Origin of the sequence: Variovorax sp. dw_308, assembly GCF_019207085.1 — a bacterium.
Lineage (GTDB): Bacteria > Pseudomonadota > Gammaproteobacteria > Burkholderiales > Burkholderiaceae_C > Variovorax.
Map to the genome: position 1 here is coordinate 106,368 of NZ_JAATOM010000016.1, position 16,770 is coordinate 123,137.

A 16,770-nucleotide genomic window follows, 5' to 3' on the forward strand; every position below is an offset into this window, starting at 1 on the left:
CTCCCGAATTCACAACACCACCCGCCCTGCGTCGTGCAACGCAAGGCGGCGCGAGCCGGCAAGAATGTCGCTCGGACGCAGGCCGTACACCTGCCGGATCGAATGGCTGAAATGTGTGGAATCGGGATAGCCCGCGTCGAGGGCGATGTCGGTCAGCGTGGACGGCTCGCGCACGTAGCGCAGCAGGCTGCGCGCGCGCTTCCAGGCGCGGAAGGCGCGGAAGGGCACGCCGATCTCCTGCTTGAACAGGTGCAGGAAGCGCGAGAAGGAAAGATGCACCAGGGCTGCACAGGACTCGGCCGACGCGGTGCCGGCCGGGTCGATATTGATGCGGTCGACGACCTCGCGAATGCGCGCGTCGAAGGTGCGCGGCTTCAGCGCCGCGCCGAAGAACAAGGTGTCGAAGTCGAAGCTGTTGAAGCATTCGCGGCCCGACGCCGCAAGCAGCCGGGCATGGCCGTCGCGCACACGCTGCACGAAGGCCGGCGCGTCGTCGACCGGGCCGCAGTGGTGCATGAACGAAGGCAATGCACCGGCGTCCACGGAGTCGGCTTCGATGAGCAGGTTGAGGATGAGCGGACTCTCGCTCTGCACCTGGTGCGGCACCTGCGCCGGCACCACCAGCAACTCACCGCTTTGCCACGCGCCGCCGCCGATGCGGATGCGGTTGGGTGGCGCGCCGGCCGGCGTCACATACACGCCGTGCCCGCCAAGCGTCCGCTCGCCCGCGGCGCCGAGCAGGCCTGCATAGAAAACGCGCTGCGTCGTGATCCACATGAGTCGCTCGCCCCTCTTCACAGGTCGTGCGCTGCCGGTTGAGTCCTGCATGCCCTTGTTGCCTCCTGTGTGTGTGGAATCGGTTGGCTGCCGCTTTTGTTGTAATGATTGCAGTTGCTGCTCTCGCTGCGCCATCCGTTTCGCGATCGGGGCATCGTAGCGGCGCAAATCGACGCGAGAGGCCCATTTGCGCCGGGACTTTCCCTAGTTGGGGTTCACCGCAATGCGCGCCGCAGTTCGGCCGCGCAAAGGCCGACGGCCGCATTCGCTTCGTCGAGCACCTTGCCCATCGTGATGAAGCCGTGGATCTGGCGCTCGAAGCAGACGTAGGTCGCGCGGTTGCCGGCGGCGGCCAGCGTGTCGGCATATTCAAGGCCTTCGTCGCGCAGCGGATCGAAGCCGGCGGTGATCACGAGCGCGGGTGGCAGCTTCGACAAGTCCTTGTGCAGCAGCGGCGACGCGCGCCAGTCGAGGTCCTGCGCCACGTCGGTGATGTAGTGGTCGTGGAAGTAGGTGATGGTGTCGGCCTCGAGCAGGTAGCCCTTGCCGTTGGTGGTGTGCGAGGCATGGCCGCGGCGCATGTCGGTGCCGGGGTAGATCAGAAGCTGGAATGCGATCGGCAGATCGCCGGCATCGCGCGCCATGATCGACATCACGGCAGCGAGGTTGCCGCCTGCGCTGTCGCCGCCGACGGCCAGGCGGTTGGCATCGATGCCGAGCGAGGCCGCCTCCTGGCGGATCCAGCGCGTGGCCGCCCACGAGTCGTCGACGGCCGCGGGGAAGCGGTGCTCGGGCGCAAGCCGGTAGTCCACCGCGACCACCGCGCAGCCGGAGCCGTTGCACAGCTCGCGGCACAGCACGTCATGCGTGTCGAGGTCGCCGATGACCCAGCCGCCGCCGTGGTAGTAGACGAGCACGGGCAACACCTCGCCGGGCTGGCTGCCCATCGGGCGGTAGAGGCGTAGCGGGATTGCGCCTGCGGGGCCGGGAGCGCTGAGCTCGCGCACTTCGGCGACGGCGGAGGGCTCGGGCTGCGTGACGGCGCGGCGGTCGCGGTAGAAGGCGCGGGCTTCGACGGCGGGCAACGTGTGCGTCGGCGGCACGTTGCGCGATGCGATGAAGTCGAGCAGGCCGCGGGCTTGGGGGTGGAGCATGGGGTCCCTTGAAAGGCTGAGGAAGGGACCAGTTTCGAACGAATGACGGGATGGCGGTATCAGCAGGCACCCGGATGTCCGCTCGATACGCGGGGCTCTGTTGACCGCATGGGTCCGCGTCAGTAGTCGAGCTTGCCGTCCGTGCGCTGGCGCCACCTGAGGCGGGTCAGTTGCGCGGCATGCGCTTTGGAGGCAAGGGGCAGATGCGGTCGATGTCTGGGAATTTCTTCGTCCTGTCGTCTTCACGCTCTCGCCAAAGTCGCTCATAGCACCCGCTGCGAATGACGTCCTTCTCAAACCCATACTCACCGTCTCTGAACAATACCCATAGATCAAATAGGCTCTGAACATGACCAAGCTTTGCAGCTGCCTGATAGGCCATCAACGCCTCCTTGGGCTTGCTTTCATAGCCCACGTATTGCCTTGCGAGCGCGTAGCCTGCTTCGCCAAGTCCTTGATCGAGCGCGCACTGGAACATGGCGCGAGCAACGGCGAAGCCTCGCTCCTTCTCATCGGGACCGAGCTGTGCGACAGCCTTTCGTATGGTCTCGCCCGCAGAAAGCTGCCCCTGTGCGTTCCCTAAGTCCGCCGCCCTTCGGAAATACGAAAGCGCTGCTTTGCGGTCTTCTGTCACACCGATGCCTTGTTGCAGGAACGTGCCCATGTGGTAGTACCCCATGCCAATGTTCATCGCTATCAGCTTCTCGGCCCACTCGACCGCATTCGCGTCGCTGGGCTTCACGCCATCGCCATCGAGATACATCACCACAAGGTTATTCATGGCGAGCACATGCCCGTGCTCGGCGGCTCTCTTTGTCAGTGCAAAGGCCTCTTTCAGGAGCGCCTCATCGTCTTTGGCCGTGCCCGCTCGATGCAGGCCGCTGCCTCGCTGGAACCAGACTTCGGCATCAGGCTCGCCCGCGACTTTTGGCCAAGTGTCCTTTTCATGGGCGCATTGGAATGTGAGCGCTTTCCAGTCGATGCTGAGAGTGGTCATAGGCTTGCTCCCGGAGCGGGTGTCGCAACCGAAGAGAACGGCTGCAACAGACAATAAAACGGCGACGCAACGGTGCGAATCCACAGGTCAATCCGGGCGCCGGTTGGCAAAGAATCCAGAAGGAGAGTCATCATAGAACTCGATAAGCGCCGACGACAGTGCGCTTCCATTGGCTTTTGCCTCGCCATTCCTTGCAGTGATCGTCTGCCACGCGCGAAACTCCTCTTTCAAATCATTTCCTGGCTTGCGCTTTGTATGTATCTCCCACAATCGCTGACGCCATTCCCTAGCTATGTCAGGCGCAGGCACCGCAATATTGAGTTCCGAGTCCGACTCCATGCTGCGCACATTCACGTTGGCCGATCCGACTGTGAAGAACACGTCGTCGACTAACAGCAATTTAGAGTGCACGTAGATGTTCTTGTAGTCGGCAACAGCCGGCGGTTGATAAATGCTGATGTTGGGAAAGCCCGTCGAGCTTGCGCCACCCACGGGAAGTGCTTGCGGTAAATCTTGCTTGAACCCACTCGCGCACAGGGTGCATACATGAATATTCACGCCCTCAAGATCCCTCTTTCGCAATGCACGACTGTCCTCAGACTCGGATTTTCTGCCTTCCTCCTGTTTCTCGATCCTCGGCAAATGATTGGATTTCCCCAGCGCATTGAGCATGTCGTAGGTGCTCACGCGTCCAGTCAGCTCCGGAACGTTTGTGACCACAAAAATGTAGAAGTCGCGCTTCCAACCGCCTGCCTTGAGCTTCCTGCGCACTTCGCGAAGATGCATCGCCAATTCGAGATTGCGAAAGTACTGGTTCTCAAAATACACGTAGCTGCGCGCATTGCTCAGCGCAATCTTGTAGACATCCAGGATGGACTGATCCCCCTCCTGCGGCTGAGTTCGGCAAATTTGTGCCATTTGTGGTTTGCCACGCTTGGCCGCCGACGCTTCGAACGCACTAGGTTTCAGCGTTTTTCTTGATTCGGGAATAGGCATATCACCCCAAAACCAGGGCTGCGCCTTAGTCCACGCAGTCGAGAAGTTTTCGTTCAAGTCGAACAGCACTGGGCCGAAAACGCGGGACGAAAGATCTTGCCAAGGCCCGAAGCCAAGTCGCAGGGCGCTGTCGTAGTCGTGGCTGTCGGAATCCCAGTAGTCATTCATCGAGTTGTGGCCCATGACGAAGCCAACCGCTGCATCAGGCAACTCGTAATCCACGAGCAGCATCTTTTGATGATGCGAAGCGGTTGTTGCCAGCGCAGTTGTCATCGTGCTCCGGCCGTGTTTCGCGATCTCCCGATTCCAGATGTGCGAACTGTCCGAACTGTCGAAACCACGCCTTCGAAAGGACATGTTTCCGTTCTTCTCTGCAAACCAGCGGCGATTGAATGCCATGGCTTCAGGGTCATTTTTCAGCATGGCCCCGCTGCTGGTCAGGATTCCGTACTTGTTTTCTTTGTCGCGGTCTCCACTGGCATTGCCGGCGGAGGTCGCTCCAACGCCCGAACCCAAACCCGCTGCCCCTCCACCGCTCCCGAACAAGCCGTCTCCTGCTGTGGGTTCGGTCCCTGGAAAAGCACCGCTCCAGACAAGCACTCGGACTTGGAGGCCGGCCTTGGCTTTTTGCAGAAGCAGTTCTCCGTAGCGCAGACCATCAGGGCGACGTAAGCGCATGCTCGGGTCGAAGCCCCACGTGATGATGTCGATGCTCTTGGTTGCTCCAGAGACTGCGGCATGCACTGCGCCGAATGCCTGTTCGCCATTAGTAAGCGGCTCGACGAAGTTTGCGGCACGCGGCGGGTACTTGCTTTTTTGAGTGAACCATGGCTGAGTCAGATTCACGTCACGCTTAACGTCCAGCGCAATGGCCGTCTTTTCGACGGGAGGTGTGAATGTGGTCATCGAAATTTCAATCTTGGTTCTTGCCACGCCACGCGCGTTTGCGAAATTCGTCGCCTTCGGCTCCGTAGTCAGCCTTGTCACCCGCTTCGTGCTCAAAGCCGCGGTAGCCTTGATTGGCCAACTTTCGCGCGGCATCGGAGCCGAACGTCTCAAGCGCATCAACCTCGAAAACTTGCCCGGTGACAAGTTCCACCTTGTATTGCTGGGTGCTCTCTTTGTGGTCCCACATCACGGAGCCGTCATCCTCGGTCACGCCTTTCTGAAGGACCGCACCATCGGCGTAGAGGGTATACGGCTCCCCACCGTAGTTCTGCATGAGGCCGGGCATGGCTCCAAGGCTGAACATGGCCCTTGACTTGAGGGGGCTGGTGGTCGAGTCCGGGAACTCGGGCAGCTTGAAGTTCCCTCGCGTTGGCCCTGCCAACGTCCTCTGCATCGTGTAGTAAGTGATCGTCCCCGGACACTGGAACGTGATGTCCCCGTTCTCCACTACGATGGAGGCGCCTTGGGCTGTGGCGACCTTGATCTTCTTCTTGGCCGCAAGCTCGACGGTCTTGCTTGTGCTGGCGATCTTCAGCTTGTCCTTGGCCTGGATCTTCAGTTCGTCGTGCTGCGCCTGGAAGTCCAGGTCGTCCTTGCTGGCGATGACGCTCAGGCCCGCTTCCGCATCAGCCTTCTGCGCACCCGCGAGGACGCCGATGGCCTGGCCGCTGTGGATGCGCAGCGCGTCCGCCAATGCGAAGTTCAGGTCGCCTGCGGTGGCAAGCGTGGCGGTCTCTCCGGCCACTACCTGCACATGCTGGCCAGCCACCATCGCGAGTCCGCCCTTGGCCGCCATGGCGATCACCGCATCGGTGGCGTGCGGGACCTTGTCCTTGCCGGCTGCGATGGCCTTGTCTGCGGCGTCCGAGTAGGCGTCTTGCAGATCGCGCCCGTCCACCATGCCGCTGACTGCGTGCTGCATCGCTGCGTAGGGCGCCTTGTCCTTGTCCAGGATCGATTCGTTCGGCTTGGTCGCGCCGACATGGCCCGCCATCTGAACCGTGAGATGCGTCTTTGCTGCGCCGCTCAAGGCTTGTCCCAACTGTTGCACCTGCTTCATCAACGCCATGCCCGCAGCGAAGTCGCCCGTGGGTTCGAGCCTGCTACCGCCCTGCCCGTGGTACGTGCTCAGGAGGACGCCCTTGCCGCCTCGCAGTGATGCGTACGCATCGGTCCTGAGTTCCAGCCCCTGCCCCCGGAAGCTGCCGCGGTAGTTGTCCTTCTGGTGGATCAGGTGGCCCAGGTTCAACTGGCTATGCCCGGTGCTGGCATGAAGCTGGATTCGCAACTGGCTGTCCGAGTCGTCGAAGACGAGTTGGCTGTAGCCCGCACCACCGAACTCCTTGGTCTTGAAGCCGGTCAAGGCCGCAGCGTTGCGGTGGCCCCTGGGGTCGGCGCTGGCGCCGTGCCACGCGGGGGCGTTGCCGCTGGATTCGCCATTGGCGAGGTTGGCCTGGGCGCTGGCGGCAGCGTCGCTGGCTTGGGCGAAGACGCTGGTGTCGCTCTGCGCCTTCGTTTCGCCGCCGGGGGTCGGGGCGATGCCACCTTCGCCCCGGCCGTTGTACAGGCCGCCGACCACGATGGGCTGGTCGATGTCGCCATCGGCGAAGCGCACCGCGACCTCTTGGCCGATGCGGTGGATCCACTGCCAGCCCATGCCGGGGCCGGCCTGGCGCTGGGCGCTGCGGGTCCAGCGGGTGGTCTTGTTGTCGTCGCGGGCTTCCTCGGGCCGCTGCCAGTGGAAGCGCACGCGGATGTCGCCGCGGGCGTTGCAGTAGAGCTCGTCGGCGCCGCTGGGACTGGTCTCGCCGGAAGGGCCGACGACGATGGCGCTTTGGATGCCGTGCACGGTCGGCTTGGCATGCAGGCGGGCGCCGTTGGCTGCGATGACGGCCGGGCGCCAGGGGCGGACTTCGTGGACGCCTGCGAAGCTGTTGGCGTAGCCGGTGGACTGGGCGGTCGCGAGGGCCTGGCGGTCGGGCTGCGGGTCGATGCGAGATGTCGCGTCCGGCGATGCGGAGCCTGATCGCGGTGCCAAGCCGAACACCTCAGCTTCCGTGGTGATGGCCGAGAGTGCACTCACCGCCTGCGCATCGAACACCAGATACGGCAACAAGCCTCCGAGCTGCGCCGCGATCGAAGCAGCGGTATCGCGCGGGAGGTTGTTGATGCCGACGTGCTCAATGCTGTCGAGCAGCAGGTGCGGGGGCTTGGTCAGGCCGAGTGCCGGGGCGTTGGTGATTTCGATGCGCGTACCGGCGCGCAGGGTGCGCACGGTGCTGTGGCCGATCAGCATGTCGGCACGGCATTCGGCCGCCTCCATGAGCAGGCCTGCATAGCGACCCACCGTGCCGCTGTCACTCCAGTTGCGCGCCTGATCGTTCAGGCCTTGCACGTCGTCGTATTCGAGGCGGGCGGCGCGCGGGCCGCCCACCGGGAAGGTGGTAGGGGCGCTGCCGCTGACCTGACGCTTGGCGTCCACATGCCAGGCGGCCAGGTTCACCTGCGCAACCGAGTGGCGCATGCGTCGCGCCAGCGCCTGCACGGCGTCACTGCGCTCTTGGGAGCTCTTGCGATGGAAGCGGATGGGCGATGACGGGTCGGCCGGTTGCTGTTCGTTGGCAGCGAAGAGGATGAGCTTGTGGCCCAGCGGGGCCGCCTCGTCCTCTTCGATGCGCCAGGCCAAGCCTTCTTCGGCCAATAGGCGAGACAGGAAGTCGAAGTCGGTTTCGCGGTACTGCGTGCAATAGGTTCGCTCAGGCGCGCCAGCCAGGAAACCCGAGGCCTCCGGGGAGTAGTCCCACGGCATCGCGTCAGCGTAAGGCGCGAGCACCTGCTCGACGATATCGGCGACCGTGCGCCGCTGGAACACTTGGCTGCGGGCCTGCTGCGTGGCCAGCCACAAGGCGGGCACCAAGGTCAGGCGGTAGCGCGCCAGGCCGCCGTTGGCGCCGAGCGATTCGGCGGCGCGAACCATGCCGCTGCGGCGCACCAGTTCGCCGTTCGCAAGCACGCTGAGCAGCGTGAGCGATTCGCCCACCATCGACTTGAGTTCGAGGTGCGCGTCCAGGCTCAGGCAGACGATGCGCAGTTCGAACAGGCCGCTGATCGCTTCGCGTTGCACCCAGCCTTCGACGCGGAGCGCATCGACGATGGCGTTGCTATTGCCGTCTTGTCCGCTGGCGGCTTGCAGCCGGTAAAGGCGGTTGGCCTGGCTGAGTTCGGCCCAGGCGGCCGCGACGTCAATGCCCGACATGGGCATCGGCACGGTTTTCGTGCATGATTTTTCTACTCCCTGACGCGTGCGGTGCCAGAACGGCCCGCATCTTGACCGCGCAGTCTACTGGCTCGGCGCGCGGTTGCTCTGCCTTTGATTGAGGATGCGTCAGCGCGCCTGCGTACAAAGGCCAGGAAATCGCCGGCCGCTGCGCGGCGCTTGCGCTATCTTTTCAATAGCAGGCCACGCTGACGGATTGCGGCGGCGGCGTTCAGCCGGCGACGCGCGGCTTGACGCAGGCCGCCGCCTCGCGCGCCCGGCTTCGCGCCGTATCGATGTCGTCCGCATGCACCAGCGCCACGCCCATGCGGCGCTTGACGAAACTTTCCGGCTTGCCGAACAGCCGCACGTCGGCCCCCGGCACCCGCATCGCCTCGGCCACGCCGTCGAAGGCGATGCCCTTGGCATCGACGCCGCCGTAGATCACGGCGCTCGCGCCCGCGCTCTTGAGCGTGGTGTCCACCGGCAGGCCGAGGATGGCGCGCGCATGCAGCTCGAACTCGTTCTGCCACTGCGTCGCCATCGTCACCATGCCGGTGTCGTGCGGCCGCGGGCTGACCTCGCTGAACCAGACCTCGTTGCCCTTCACGAACAGCTCGACCCCGAACAGGCCCTGCCCGCCCAGGTCGGCCGTCACGGCCTGCGCGATCTCTTGCGCCTTCTGCAACGCGGCGGGCGTCATCGGGTGCGGCTGCCAGCTCTCCACGTAGTCGCCGCTCACCTGCAGGTGGCCGATCGGCTCGCAGAACGAAGTCTGCACCTGCCCATCGGCGCCGAACGAGCGCACGGTCAGCAGCGTGATCTCGTAGTCGAAGTCGATGAAACCCTCGACGATCACGCGGCCGTGGCTCACGCGGCCGCCGGCCATGGCGTAGTCCCAGGCCTTCTGCACGTCGGCCGGGCCGTCGATCTTGCTCTGGCCCTTGCCGGAGCTGCTCATCACGGGCTTGACGACGCAGGGGTAGCCGATGCCGCCGTCGATGGCGGACTGCAACTCGGCCAGCGAGTCGCAGAACTTGTAGGGGCTGGTCGCCAGGCCCAGCGTTTCGGCGGCGAGCCGGCGGATGCCTTCGCGGTCCATCGTGAGGCGTGCGGCGCGGGCGGTGGGAATCACGCGCACCACACCGGCATCCTCCAGTTCCTGCAGCATCGGCGTGGCGATGGCCTCGATCTCGGGCACCACGAGCATCGGCTTTTCCGCTTCGATCAAGGCCTTGAGCGCGGCCGGGTCGCTCATCGTGATGGTGCGTGCATGGTGCGCAACCTGCTGGCCGGGCGCGTTCTCGTAGCGGTCGACCGCGATGGTCTCGACACCGAGGCGCTGCAGGGCGATCAGCACCTCCTTGCCGAGTTCGCCGGAGCCAAGAAGCATCACGCGGGTTGCGGACGGGGAAAGGGGTGTGCCGAGCGTCGTCATGGGGACGGACTTTAATTCACCGCGTGGCACAAAATGGCGGCCATCGCGGGCGCCAGGCCCGCCCCTATTTCTTGCAACACCAGGAGCTTTTCAAATGGCTATTCAAACGGTCGGCATCATCGGCGCCGGCACCATGGGCAACGGCATCGCGCAGGCTTGCGCAGTCGTCGGCGTGAACGTCGTGATGGTCGACGTCGCGCAGGCGGCGGTCGACAAGGGCATCGCCACCGTCTCGGGCAGCCTCGACCGGCTGATCAAGAAGGAGAAACTCACCGAAGCGCAGAAGGCGACGGCGTTGGGCCTGATCAAGGGCTCGACGAACTACGAAGAACTGAAGTCCGCGCAGCTCGTGATCGAGGCCGCGACCGAGAACCACGCGCTCAAGCTCAAGATCCTCAAGCAGGTGGACGAGATGGTGGCACCCGAGGTGATCATCGCGTCGAACACGTCGTCGATCTCGATCACGCAACTGGCCGCTGCCACTTCTCGCGCCGACCGCTTCATCGGCATGCATTTCTTCAACCCGGTGCCGATGATGGCGCTGGTGGAAATCATCCGCGGCTACCTCACGAGCGACGCCACGCACGACGCGGTGAAGGAGCTGGCCGTGAAGCTCGGCAAGTCGCCGATCACCGTGAAGAACGCGCCGGGTTTCGTGGTCAACCGCATCCTGATCCCGATGATCAACGAGGCTTTCTTCGTGCTGTCGGAAGGCATCGCCACGGCCGAGGACATCGACGACGGCATGAAGCTGGGCTGCAACCAGCCGATCGGCCCGCTGGCACTCGCCGACATGATCGGGCTCGACGTGTGCCTGGCCGTGATGGAGGTCTACCTCGAGCAGTTCGGCGATTCGAAATACCGCCCGTGCCCGCTGCTGAAGGAGATGGTTGCCGCGGGACAACTGGGCCGCAAGACGAAGCGCGGCGTCTATACGTACTGAATTCGAAATCGGACAGCCGAACGCAGAAGGCGCAAAGGTTTCGCAGAGGACGCAGAAGGAAAACCAAATATTTCCTGGAAGTCCTTTTGCGACTTCTGCGGAACCTCTGCGACTTCTGCGTTCGTATTTTTTCTTCCAAGGAGACAACAGCACAATGACCGCCATCCCCACCACCCCGCCCGTCGAAGGCTGCATCGACACCCAGGTGCTAGGCCACGTCCTGCTCATCGGCATCAACCGTCCGGCCAAGCGCAACGGCTGGACGCCGCCGATGTTCAAGCAGCTGGCCGAGGCCTACACGCGGCTCGATGACGACCCCGAACTGCGCGTCGGCGTGTTGCATGCGTTCGGCGACCACTTCACAGCGGGGCTGGACCTGCCGGCCGTGTCCGAATACATGCGGCGTGGCGAGAAGGCGATCCCGGCCGGACTGGTGGAGCCGCACGACTTCGGCCTGCCGGACTACCGCCGGCGCGTCAAGCCGATGGTGGCGGCGGTGAAGGGCATCTGCTTCACGGTCGGCATCGAGCTGATGCTGGGCGCCGACATCGTGGTGGCGGCCGACAACTGCCGCTTCTCGCAGCTCGAAGTGCAGCGCGGCATCATGGCCACGGGCGGTGCCACGCTGCGCATGGCCGAGCGCGCGGGCGTGGGCAATGCGATGCTGCACCTGCTGACGGCGGACGAGTTCGGAAGCGAAGAAGCCTTTCGCCTCAACTTCGTGCAGAAGGTGGTGCCCGCCGGCCAGGAACTCGACGCCGCGCTGGCCATCGCGCAGCGCATCGCGGCTCAGGCGCCGCTGGCGGTGGTGGCGACCCGGCTCAACGTCATCAAGGCGGTGGAGCACGGGCCGCTTGCTGCCGTCGCGGAATTCATCGAGACGCAGAAGCGGCTGTCGAACAGCGAGGACGCCGCCGAAGGCGTCCGCTCTTTTGTGGAGCGTCGGCCTTCGCGATTTACCGGGCGGTAGGACGCTGTGTCAGAGGGGCGGGCTGTCAGCACCGGCTTTGCCGAACGCGACGACTCGCGCGGCAGGGGTTCGAAGGACGGCGCGCTGCAGGTAAGCCTCATCATGCGCTGGGTGGGCGTGCCCGCTGCGCGTGCCCAGCGGAAGTTCGCCGCAAAGGATTGGTGCGGCGAGGTCGCCAGGACCTGAAAGAGTTCCGTGCCGATGTGGATGTTGCCGGGCAAGGGCTGAGAACGTCAGTCAGCAGACTGTGACGCGTGCCTAGAATGCGCCTCTGTGCCACAGAGGAGTCGCCGTGATCACGTTGTCGTCAGCCTTCCGCGCATTCGCCGTCCTGTGCATCGCCTCCCTCGTGTCCGCCTGCTCGTCCCTGCCGGGAACGGTGGAGCGCACGCCCTCTACGGCCATGACACAGACGGCAGACACGCGACTCGGCCAGGCCCTGCGCCAACGCGTTGCGGCGCATCCGCAGCAATCCGGCATCCATCCCCTGCAGATTGCGCCTGAGGCATTCGCCGCGCGCATCGCACTCGCGCGGTTGGCGCAGCGCACCCTCGACATGCAGTACTACATCTGGCATTCGGACACCACTGGCCAGCTTCTGTGGGAGGCCGCGTGGGAGGCGGCAGAGCGCGGCGTGCGCGTGCGGATGCTCATCGACGACGCCAACACCAAGGGGCTCGACCCGATCCTGGCCGCGCTGGACGCGCACCCCAACATCGAGGTGCGCCTGTACAACCCGTTTGCAAATCGGGGCGCACGCCTCGGCGACTTCGCTTTCGACTTCACGCGCGTCAACCACCGGATGCACAACAAGTCGTTCACGGCGGACAACCAGGCGGCGATCGTGGGCGGCCGCAACATCGGCGACGAGTACTTCGGCGCCAACACGCAGGTCGGCTTCCAGGACCTCGACGTGCTGGCCATCGGCGCGGTGGTGCAGGAGGTGTCGAACGAGTTCGACCTGTTCTGGAACAGCCCCTCCGCCTACCCCGCGGCCAGCGTGATTCCGCCATCGAACGCGGGCGGCCCGGCAATGCTGCGGGAAGGCTGGCAGAAGGTTCACCAGAGCGAAGAGGCGCAGCGCTACGTGGATGTGGTGCAGAAGACGGCGCTGGTGTCGCAACTGTCGCAGGACCGCGTGCCTTTCGAGTGGACGACGGCGCACGTCATCAATGACGACCCGGCCAAGACGCTGTCGACCTCCGACCGGACCGAGTTCCAGCTCCTTCCCCACCTTGAGCAGTCGATGGGCCGGCCCGAGCGGCAGCTCGACCTCGTCTCGCCCTACTTCGTGCCGGGCAAGGAAGGCTCGGAAGGTCTGATGGCGTTGGCGAAGCGCGGCGTCAAGGTGCGCGTTCTGACCAACTCGCTTTCGGCGACGGACGTCTCGCCGGTGCACGCCGGCTACACCCGGTATCGCAAGGACCTGCTCAAGGCCGGCGTCGTCCTCTACGAGCTCAAGCCCGGTGCGGCGCTGCCATCGGTCAAGGACAACGATGATGTGCCGCGCGGGCTTCCCGGCAGCGGCAGCGGCACCACGAAGGCCGCCGCGCTGCATGCCAAAACCTTCTCGAAGGATCGCAACCGCGTCTTCGTCGGCTCCTTCAATCTCGACCCGCGCTCGGCGCGCCTCAACACCGAGATGGGGATGGTGATCGACAGCCCGGTGCTGGCCAATGGACTGTCCACCAAGCTGGACGGCCTGCTGCCGAGCGAAGCCTATGAAGTGCGCCTTCTGCCCGACGGCGACAGCCTGGAATGGATCGAGCGCGGCCCCCAGGGCGAGACGCGCTACACGACCGAGCCGGGCTCCACCGCGATGCGTCGCGGCTGGGTCGACTTCCTGCGGATCCTGCCGATCGAGTGGATGCTGTAGGGGCCGCTGGTCTCCGTGCATTCCGCGCCCAGGCACGGACCGCGCCGCCGAGGTCGACGTGGCAGAGGTTTCCTGGCAGAGCAGGGACCCCGACGTCCTCGCGGCTTGGCCTACCCCTTCGCAGCGCATGGCCAATCCAATTAGATTGCGCACAATTTAATTGGACCCTACAATCCAGCCCATGCGCAACGCCCCCACCACGTTCATCGTGACATCGAAATTCCGCAGGAAACTCTGACCCAGCAGGACTTCGCTTCCCTGCCCGGCAGTGCCCACTGCGACGGTTGCTGCCGCCACAGAAAACGATCCAACGATGACGGTGACGCCCTTGACCAGCCGGCCGGCACGGGCCCCGTTGGCCGTATTGAGCTTCGCGAGGCTTCCGCCTTGCAGATTGGCACGGCGCGCAAAGTCCTCGGAGACGGATATGTAGGTGGCGCCCGTGTCGACCAGGAACATGACCGGCTGATTGTTGATGAAGCCCCTCAAGCGAAAGTGACCGTCTTGATCGACCGGGATGGTCATCACCGATGGCATGGCAGAGGACGGCCGACCCTCCCACAACTTGCATCCTCTCTGCTGGGCAACGGTCGCACTGCGGGTGTATTCATCACCGCATTTCCAGACCCGGCCCTGCGCCGAGGCGGACACCGCGCTCAAGAGCGTGACGGCAAGGAGCAAGTACTTCATCCGAGCTTCTTCTGCCCGAAGTCAGGCCGGGCGAGCACCCATGACCGGCAATCCGATGTCGCGATGGCCAGCGTGGCAATGGCGAGCGTTTCCCGAGCGACCGGCATTGCCGCTGGGCAATGCAATCGACCGATAGTCCGTCAGTACTTGGTGTCGCGCTTGTCCTGCCGACCCCCTTGCTTCGTCTCGTGCTTGTCCTGCCGGCACTGGGCGTTGCTCTTCTGGTTTTCGGCCCGGCAGTCGACCTTTTCGGAGCGCGCATCCTGTTTGGCACCCTGGTTCGTGTCCCTGCCTTGCTGGCGCTGCTGCGACTGATCGGTGGCCAGGGCGGCTCCCGACAGTGCCAGGAGTCCGGCCGTGGCCAGCATTCCGCCCGTCAGACGCCAGCGTGCGTATCTCGATTCGGCCATATGCGTTCTCCAATTTGATGGGTTTGAGACGGCGGTCGGCTGTCGCACCAAGCCGCCTTCGTATGCTCGTGCAGGGGGTCGGATGAAAAGTCCTCCTCCAGCAAGAGTGCGCCCCTATTGCCGGGGTCGCCTCATGGTGGCACCAATCACTGCCGAAGAGAACGAAATTCAGTCGAAGGTCATCATCAATTGGGTTGCAAATTGTTCGCACATCACCGCGTCGCTTCGATCGCGCGCCCGTTGAGCGGCTGCGTCGGTCGCGCATTCATCGCATAGTGCTTGCCGAAGGCGGCGATCTCGCTGCCGGCAATCCTCACCGGTGTCTTCAGCACGAACCAGCGGACATCCTCGCTGCACGGCGGCGTGGTGAGCGATCCCTCGAAGGTGTAGTAGCCCTTGTTGCCGGGCAGCAGCGCGGTGGCATCGACCATCGCATCGACATCCCGCTCGTGCTCCTTTTCCTTCGGCAGGTTCTTCCAGACAGTGTCGATCAGGGAACTGGCGCCGCCCTTGTCCAGCAGCACCGCGACCACCGCCAGCTTGCCGTCCGCGCTCTTGTGCACGAGGTGCGCGACCATGGCGTGCGCCTTGCCGCCAATCTTCTCTTCACTGGGCTTGTGGAAGTGGAATTGCACGAGTTCGTAGCGCGTGCCGCCCACCTCGATCGAACTGCCCGGTGCGTAGTTCACCTGGATCGTGTGACCGTTGTCGATCACCTTGAGCGGCGATGGCTTGTAGTCGAACCGGATCGCCGGCAAGTCCGCCACCTTGGCGCCGCGGATGTCGATGGGCGACTGGATCTTCCCGAGCTTGCAGGTGGCAAACGACGAATCGGCTTCCGCCCACTCCGCAGGTCCGAGGTGTCCGCTGTATGACCAATGCTCATGCTCCGCCTGCACCCGGGTTGCGGCGCAAAAAAGCGTCATCGCGATAAGAAACGCAGGCACTGCTTTGATGGCATGCATATCAACTCCTTCCACGAACGCTGTCCGAAGTCGAACCGGGCGACGAAGCATAGGCCTGCGGTGCTGTATGCGGCCTGACTGTCCCTGCTGGCATCCGACCTTCATCCGCTCGCAACCCCTGCCGTCTTCCCGGTTTCCATTCTCAGCGCTGCAGCGCGCGCAGGCGGTCGTAGTAGGCGCGCGCATCCGAACTCGCTGAAAGCAGCCGGGAAGCGACCGGCGCCTGCGCCCGCGCCTCGCTCGGGCTGTGGCCGAATTGCTGCCGGAAGATGCGGCTGAAGTGGGACGGGTTGACGAAGCCGAACTCTTCGGCGATGCCGACCAGTTGTCGGGCCGCGTATTCAGGCGCGACGATGGCCGCGTAGATGCGCTTCAGCCTGCGCTCCTTGATGTAGTCAGCGACGCCGCCACGCGTCTCGAACAGGCGATACAGCGTGCTTCGCGACACCTTGAACCTGCGGCAGATCGTCGAGACCGACAGCGTCGGCTCGCCAAGGGTCGACTCGATCCAGCCGCAGATTTGCTGCATCAGCGCGTCCTCGATGGCCGGGCGCGCCCGGTCCAGCGTTTCCGGCGTCGCCAGCAGGCTCACGGCGAGGAGGCTCGCGGTCGCGACGGCGACGCCGCGCGCTTCGTCGACGGTGAGCTCCGCCAGCCGTTCCGACAGGTTCACGAGGTGGCTCACCAGCAACTGCGCGGACGCACCGCGCGGAACGACGCCGTGCAGGTCGATGTCCCTGGGAAGCACGTCGGCGAAGGCATCGCGCGGCAGGAAGAGAACCATCCCCGGACCGCCCGGCGAGTCGAAGGTCGAGGGGCGCGTCATGTCGGTCAAGACCGGTTCGCAGGCGGCGAGCACCAGTCGCTTTCCATCGGCGTCGACCCGGGCGCCGGAGCGCTTCAGGTTCATGCGCAGGTGCAGGTGGTTGAACTGGTCGGCCCGTGCGAGCCGGGCCGTGCGCTTCGAGATCATCGGCGTGTAGTCGCCGGTGGACAGCACGTGAGGCCCGAGATTCCACAGCCGGGTCCGGCTGCCGAAGTCGCCTTGCGTCACGCCGTCCGGTAGCACCAATTCGTAGGAGGTCGCGGTGCGTTCCTGCCAGAGCTCGAAGCGCTCCCGGGGCGCCAGCAGGCTGGCGTCGAAAGTGATGGCCGACACGACGCGTGCCGCTTCGCCACCCTGCGAACCGAGCCTGTCCTGGGGCGCCGATCGCTCAATCATGAGGGCCGGAGTTTCCCACCTTTGAATCAGACGGAACAGACATGGGACGCACAGTCAACGACAAGCGAAACGGTGCTTCCTACCATTCCTGAACCAGCAAGTGTTGAAACCCAGGAGGCCGAAATGAT

The 16,770-nt window shown here is 64.4% G+C and carries 13 protein-coding genes; 3 read left to right on the forward strand and 10 right to left on the reverse strand.

Going from position 1 to position 16,770, the window contains the following annotated elements:
• Nucleotides 1-9: 9 nt before the first annotated feature.
• From HCU76_RS25590 to purT, 6 genes are all read right to left on the reverse strand, one after another.
• The gene (locus tag HCU76_RS25590) at nucleotides 10-828 is read right to left on the reverse strand and encodes a helix-turn-helix domain-containing protein (RefSeq protein ID WP_256354437.1); all 819 of its coding nucleotides are present in this window, start codon (nucleotides 826-828) and stop codon (nucleotides 10-12) included.
• A 164-nt stretch (nucleotides 829-992) separates the two neighbouring features.
• Complete coding sequence (locus HCU76_RS25595; protein WP_218510982.1) at nucleotides 993-1,931, reverse strand: alpha/beta hydrolase; 939 nt, start codon at nucleotides 1,929-1,931, stop codon at nucleotides 993-995.
• Nucleotides 1,932-2,097: 166 nt separating this feature from the next.
• Complete coding sequence (locus HCU76_RS25600; protein ID WP_218510983.1) at nucleotides 2,098-2,928, reverse strand: sel1 repeat family protein; 831 nt, start codon at nucleotides 2,926-2,928, stop codon at nucleotides 2,098-2,100.
• Nucleotides 2,929-3,015: 87 nt separating this feature from the next.
• Nucleotides 3,016-4,830 (reverse strand): phosphatidylserine/phosphatidylglycerophosphate/cardiolipin synthase family protein, encoded by a 1,815-nt coding sequence (locus tag HCU76_RS25605; RefSeq protein ID WP_218511014.1) that lies wholly within the window; start codon nucleotides 4,828-4,830, stop codon nucleotides 3,016-3,018.
• Nucleotides 4,831-4,837: 7 nt separating this feature from the next.
• Nucleotides 4,838-8,128: a type VI secretion system Vgr family protein gene (locus HCU76_RS25610; protein WP_218510984.1), complete on the reverse strand. Its 3,291-nt coding sequence runs from the start codon at nucleotides 8,126-8,128 to the stop codon at nucleotides 4,838-4,840.
• Between the two features lie 232 nt (nucleotides 8,129-8,360).
• Nucleotides 8,361-9,566 (reverse strand): formate-dependent phosphoribosylglycinamide formyltransferase, encoded by a 1,206-nt coding sequence (gene purT / locus HCU76_RS25615; protein WP_218510985.1) that lies wholly within the window; start codon nucleotides 9,564-9,566, stop codon nucleotides 8,361-8,363.
• Nucleotides 9,567-9,660: 94 nt separating this feature from the next.
• Here purT and HCU76_RS25620 point away from each other — a divergent pair, with 94 nt between their 5' ends.
• From HCU76_RS25620 to HCU76_RS25630, 3 genes are all read left to right on the forward strand, one after another.
• A complete protein-coding gene (locus HCU76_RS25620; protein WP_218510986.1) occupies nucleotides 9,661-10,509 on the forward strand; it encodes a 3-hydroxybutyryl-CoA dehydrogenase in 849 nt (282 codons plus the stop codon).
• Between the two features lie 154 nt (nucleotides 10,510-10,663).
• Nucleotides 10,664-11,479, forward strand: coding sequence for a crotonase/enoyl-CoA hydratase family protein (locus HCU76_RS25625; protein ID WP_218510987.1), 816 nt, complete (start codon nucleotides 10,664-10,666; stop codon nucleotides 11,477-11,479).
• Nucleotides 11,480-11,882: 403 nt separating this feature from the next.
• Entirely contained in the window at nucleotides 11,883-13,355 is a 1,473-nt protein-coding gene (locus tag HCU76_RS25630) for a phospholipase D family protein (RefSeq protein ID WP_218510988.1), read from the forward strand.
• A 156-nt stretch (nucleotides 13,356-13,511) separates the two neighbouring features.
• On the opposite strand, the gene HCU76_RS25635 is transcribed toward HCU76_RS25630, so the two are convergent.
• The 4 genes from HCU76_RS25635 to HCU76_RS25650 form a co-directional block, all read right to left on the reverse strand.
• A complete protein-coding gene (locus HCU76_RS25635; protein ID WP_218510989.1) occupies nucleotides 13,512-14,045 on the reverse strand; it encodes a TIGR02281 family clan AA aspartic protease in 534 nt (177 codons plus the stop codon).
• A gap of 140 nt (nucleotides 14,046-14,185) precedes the next feature.
• Nucleotides 14,186-14,455, reverse strand: a complete 270-nt coding sequence (locus tag HCU76_RS25640) for a hypothetical protein (protein ID WP_213958086.1) — start codon at nucleotides 14,453-14,455, stop codon at nucleotides 14,186-14,188.
• 212 nt (nucleotides 14,456-14,667) lie between these two features.
• Nucleotides 14,668-15,420, reverse strand: a complete 753-nt coding sequence (locus HCU76_RS25645) for a carbonic anhydrase (RefSeq protein WP_256354438.1) — start codon at nucleotides 15,418-15,420, stop codon at nucleotides 14,668-14,670.
• A 142-nt stretch (nucleotides 15,421-15,562) separates the two neighbouring features.
• Complete coding sequence (locus HCU76_RS25650) at nucleotides 15,563-16,642, reverse strand: helix-turn-helix domain-containing protein (RefSeq protein ID WP_218510990.1); 1,080 nt, start codon at nucleotides 16,640-16,642, stop codon at nucleotides 15,563-15,565.
• Between the last annotated feature and the right edge of the window lie 128 nt (nucleotides 16,643-16,770).